The organism is Planobispora rosea (assembly GCF_014648175.1).
GTDB lineage: Bacteria > Actinomycetota > Actinomycetes > Streptosporangiales > Streptosporangiaceae > Planobispora > Planobispora rosea.
In genome coordinates this window covers 1-4,439 of the sequence record NZ_BMQP01000102.1, presented here as the reverse complement: position 1 = coordinate 4,439, position 4,439 = coordinate 1, and the positions used below count along the sequence as shown (strand labels likewise).

The following is a 4,439-nucleotide window of genomic DNA, read 5'->3' as shown; positions in this document are numbered from 1 at the left end:
TCTCGCCCAGGCGCATCACCAGGATCGAGGTCAGGCCGCCGTCGCTGACCGGGATCTTGTTGCAGGGCAGCAGCGGCACGCCCCGCCACGCGGGCGCCTTCTGTCCGTTGATCTCCACGCTCTGCGGGTAGATCCCCCGGCTGTTGCACTGGCGCGCGAACGCCGCGATCGCCTTGGGGTGGGCGAAGAGGACGGTCGGGTTCTTCCAGACGGTGGCGAGCAGGTCGTCGAGGTCGTCGGGGGTGGGCGGGCCGGAGCGGGTGTGGATGCGCTGCTTGAGATCGGCGTTGTGCAGCAGTCCGAACTCGCGGTTGTTGACCAGTTCGTGCTCCTGGCGCTCGCGCAGGGCCTCGATCGTCAGCCGCAGCTGTTGCTGGGTCTGGTTCATCGGCTCGTTGTACAGGTCGGCCACCCGGGTGTGGACGCGCAGCACGGTCTGCGCGACGCTGAGCTCGTACTCGCGCGGGGCCAGTTCGTAGTCGACGAACGTGCCGGGCAGCACCGGCTCGCCGCGGTGGCCCGCGGCCAGCTCGATCTCCGCCTCGCCGTAGGCGTTCCGGGGACGGCCGGGATCGTCCTGGAAGTTCTGGACGTGGGTGCGCAGGCTCTCCGACCGGGTGGCGAGCCGTTTGTAGGCGTCCCGGGCCAGGGCGAGCACCGTGCAGGCGGTGGTGGCCTTGACGGTGTGGTCCCACCGCGCGCCCGTGCCCACCAGCGCCTGCTCGCCGAAGTAGTCGCCGTCGGCGAGCACGCCGATGAGCGCCTGGCCCCCGTAGGGGCCCTCGCCGAGCTTGTCGACCTTGCCGTGGGCCAGGAGGAAGACCTCGTCCACCGGGTTACCCGCTTCCGCGATCACCTGGCCGGGCTCGTACTCGCGCTGCACGAACTGCTCCGCCAGATCCGCCAGTACGTCGGCGTCGCCGTAGCCCCGCAAGGGGGGAAGCTCGCACAGCTCGGCCGGGATGACCTTGACCTGGGCGCCGGTGGAGGTGAAGGTGACCCTGCCGTCGGCGATCTGGTAGGTGAGCCGCCGGTTGACCCGGTAGGCGCCGCCGACGGCCTCGACCCACGGCAGCATGCGCAGCAGGTGCCGTGAGGTGATCGCCTGCATCTGCGGCGGGGTCTTGGCCGTGGTGGCCAGGTTGCGCGCGGCCCTGGTGCCCAGGCTGAGCCGGTTGTCCTGAGGCTCGCCGGCGTCGCGGGAGCCGCTGGACACGGTGGATTCGGTCATGTACGCCATCCGTTCCTGTCGATGACCAGTTGTCGGGGGCTACGCCCGCCGCGGTGAGCGGAGCTCGGCGGGCAGGGAGAAGGTCAGGCTCTCCTGGGAGAGGACGACCGGCTGCACGTCGGTGAAGCCGTGTCCGGCCAGTCGCCGTAGAAGTCCGGTGACCAGGTGCTCGGGGACGGATGCGCCAGAGCTGACGCCGATGGTCTGCGCCCCGGCCAGCGGGATGCGTCCCATGGGCGTCCCTCCTACAGGACTCGGCGGGTCAGCTGGTCGGCCAGCAACGTCAGCGCTTCGCGTACCCGTTCCGGAATCGTGTCGCTGCGCAGCGCCTCGAGCGCCCGGCCGACCCGTCGGTCGATCAGTTCTTCGACGTGGGCGAGCGCTCCGGTGTCCACGATGATCTGCCGCAGGCCGGCCACGTGTGACTCGTCCAGGTCGGGGTTGCCGTGCCAGGCGCGCAGCCGGTCGCGTTGCGGGGCTGGGGCGTGGGTGAACGCGTATGCGATCAGTGCCGTCTGCTTGCCCTCCCGCAGATCGTCGACGATCGGCTTCCCGGTGACCGCGGTGTCACCGAAAACACCGAGGACGTCGTCGCGGAGCTGGAACGCCTCGCCCAGCGGCAGGCCGAACCGGGAATACGCGTCCAGGAGCGAGGGTTCGGCCCCGGCGAGCACCCCGCCGATCTGCAGCGGTCGCTCGACGGTGTACTTGGCCGTCTTGTAGTGCGCCACCCGCAGGGCCTGCTCGACGCTCATGCCCTCGCGCACGCGCGCCAGGATGTCCAGGTACTGACCGGAGATCACCTCCATGCGCATCCGGTTGAACAGCGACCGGGCGGCATGCACGCGCTCCCCGGCCGCCTCGACCTCTCCCAGCAGTTCGTCGGCCCAGGCCTGGGCGAGCACTCCCAGCAGGACCGCGGCCGAGCGGCCGAAATCCTGCCCCGCCGGCCGCAGATCGGAGCCGGCGAGACCGCGGTGGACCGTCGGACGCCCCCGGCGCAGGTCGCTGCGGTCCATGACGTCGTCGTGAACGAGCAGGCCGGCGTGGCAGAGCTCCAGTGCAGCGCCCGCACTGACCGCGGGCGCCTCTCCGGACTCCTCGCCGCCTGCGCCGCACCACCCCCAGTAGCACAGGATCGGACGGATCCTTTTTCCGCCCTCCATCACGAAGTCCCGCAACGTCCGGTATCCCGTGACCACATCCGGATCGTCGACGGGGGAAATTCGCGAGTCTGTGAAACGGGCCAGCCTGTCGTCGACTTTTCGCCGTACTCGCTCAATGGTCTGGTTGACCGGCGTCTGTACGGCTTCCGCCGTCATGGACATCTCCTCGCTGCCTAGGCCGGGTTCTATTCGGAAATATAAACGAGCCTCAAGGAAAGATAAATACCCATTCCCATTTTAGGGAGTTTTCCTAAAATGCCCATTAAGTCTTTTTGTTGTCGGGTGATCTCTTGATTCTGTGGGGCGGTGACCGTTTTGTGTAGGTGTCCGGCCTCGCCGGAACTGCAGTGGAGCCTGCGGAGAATGGGCCGACCCTTGAGTTCAGTGTTGGCGCGCTCGCCGGGGGCGCGTGGCCGGACGCGGGAGCGTTTGGCCTGTTTTCGGGAGACGGGCTTGTGCGGAGCTTTTCCTGAGTGGGTCCGAGGCGCGGCAGCGCATAGATCTCTCGGATGGTGTGGCGCTTCAGGTAGCGGACGGTCTCTTTCTTGTCCTTGCCTTCTTCGGACCGCGATGCTGCGTTCGCGGTCGGCGATCTTGTCGGTGCCGTAGCCCTGGCCGCCGCCGGGCACTGTCGGGCGTACCGCCGGATGGGAGCCGCTGCGCGGATGTCCGTACGGCCGTCGAACGAGTACGGGCCAAGCCGCGCACGACGCGATGAGGCGGGATTGTTTGCGGCGAGACGGGTGAGGTGCGCCCGCCCGAAGCGCCGGTCCCATCCCGAACCGGGCCGGGGCGTCCGCCGACTCGGCGACGGCCCTGCACGGTTAAGCGATTGACAAGCCACCTGTTGGGACGGAACCTCCACCGGGTCCGATGCCGGTTCGGCGGGTTTCCTCAGCTGTCCGGATCGCCGGCCGATGGAGGAATACCCGAGTTCACGGAAGAAACGGACCACCCCATGCGTACGCCCTCCCGTCCGGCCGCGGTGTCGGCCGTCACCCGTCGACCGGCGGTCACCTTCTAGGGGCCGGTCGGTCCGGGACATACGGCTAGGAGAGACCCCATGACCCCGTCTTCGTTCGAGACGGCGGCCCGCCAGGCCGTTCGCCCGCGTGCATGGCTGGGCTTCCTGCTGCTGGGAGGCGTGCTGGCGGCGGTCGCCTCGATCGTCACCGGCCGGTTGCCGGAGGTGGAGGTGCTGTGCTGGGGGTTCGGGCAGGGGGCCTCGGCACTGGCCGTCTTCGCCGGCACCCGCCGTCACGGTCTGGCACGGTCGCGGCCGTGGCGGCTGATGCGCGTCGCCGTCGTGGTGGCCTGGGTGGCCACCACGCTGGGCTGGGGCGTCGGCGGCGTACTGCTGGGCAACCCCGAACTGCTGGAGCTGTACCGGGCCGGCACCCTGGCCGCCTACGGGCTGTCGCTGATCTCGCTGATCTCGCTGAGCCTGCAGACCAGCGGATCCCGATGGGCCGGACTGCTGGACGGCGGCATCATCAGCGTCGGGACGGCCATGCCGCTGTGGACCTTCCTCATCGCTCCGGCGATCGACGGCCACAGCGGTCGTCTGAGCCTCGCGTTCGTCTTCGCGCTCGCCCCGCCGGTCATCGACCTGTTCGCCTTCGGCGTCATCGCCCGCATGACCCTCGACAGCAGCCGCGCGCCGTGGCTGAGCCTGTTGAGCGTCTCCTACCTGGTCCTGTTCGTCGCCGATGGCGCCTACCTGCTCGACCAGGTCGCCGGCCGCCCGGCCGGCCCCCTCACCACGCTCGGCTGGCTGGGCTGGTCGGTGCTGGTCGGGGCCGCGGTGCTGCATCCCAGCCTGGCCGGCGCCGGCCGGACCCGGTCCGCGGCCGCCCCCGGCCGGAACCGTGTTCTGATCTTCCTCACACTGGCGCTGCTCAACCCGGCGGTCTCCATCCTGGGCGGATGGCTGCAGAGCGACGTCTCCTCGCACGCGGATCTGGTGATCACGGTGCTGACCCTGCTGCTGGCCGTACTGCTGGTGCTGCGGCTGAGCGTCGTCGCCAAGGTGGCCGAGACCC

The 4,439-nt window shown here is 69.5% G+C and carries 4 protein-coding genes; 1 reads left to right on the top strand and 3 read right to left on the bottom strand.

Going from position 1 to position 4,439, the window contains the following annotated elements; translation table 11 throughout:
* The 3 genes from IEZ08_RS38845 to IEZ08_RS38835 form a co-directional block, all read right to left on the bottom strand.
* Positions 1 to 1,231: family 2B encapsulin nanocompartment shell protein (locus IEZ08_RS38845; protein WP_189244220.1), on the bottom strand; the 1,231-nt coding region annotated here is incomplete at its 3' end.
* 39 nt (positions 1,232 to 1,270) lie between these two features.
* Positions 1,271 to 1,465 (bottom strand): hypothetical protein, encoded by a 195-nt coding sequence (locus IEZ08_RS38840; RefSeq protein ID WP_068923857.1) that lies wholly within the window; start codon positions 1,463 to 1,465, stop codon positions 1,271 to 1,273.
* Positions 1,466 to 1,476: 11 nt separating this feature from the next.
* Positions 1,477 to 2,553, bottom strand: a complete 1,077-nt coding sequence (locus tag IEZ08_RS38835) for a polyprenyl synthetase family protein (RefSeq protein WP_084780161.1) — start codon at positions 2,551 to 2,553, stop codon at positions 1,477 to 1,479.
* A gap of 907 nt (positions 2,554 to 3,460) precedes the next feature.
* Here IEZ08_RS38835 and IEZ08_RS38830 point away from each other — a divergent pair.
* On the top strand, positions 3,461 to 4,439 hold a 979-nt coding region (locus tag IEZ08_RS38830), incomplete at its 3' end, for a hypothetical protein (RefSeq protein ID WP_189244219.1).

What these genes read in the sequence shown, in the direction of transcription:
- IEZ08_RS38840 (WP_068923857.1), bottom strand. Translation starts at nt 1,465, where the DNA reads ATGGGACGCATCCCGCTGGCCGGGGCGCAGACCATCGGCGTCAGCTCT.
- IEZ08_RS38835 (WP_084780161.1), bottom strand. Translation starts at nt 2,553, where the DNA reads ATGACGGCGGAAGCCGTACAGACGCCGGTCAACCAGACCATTGAGCGA.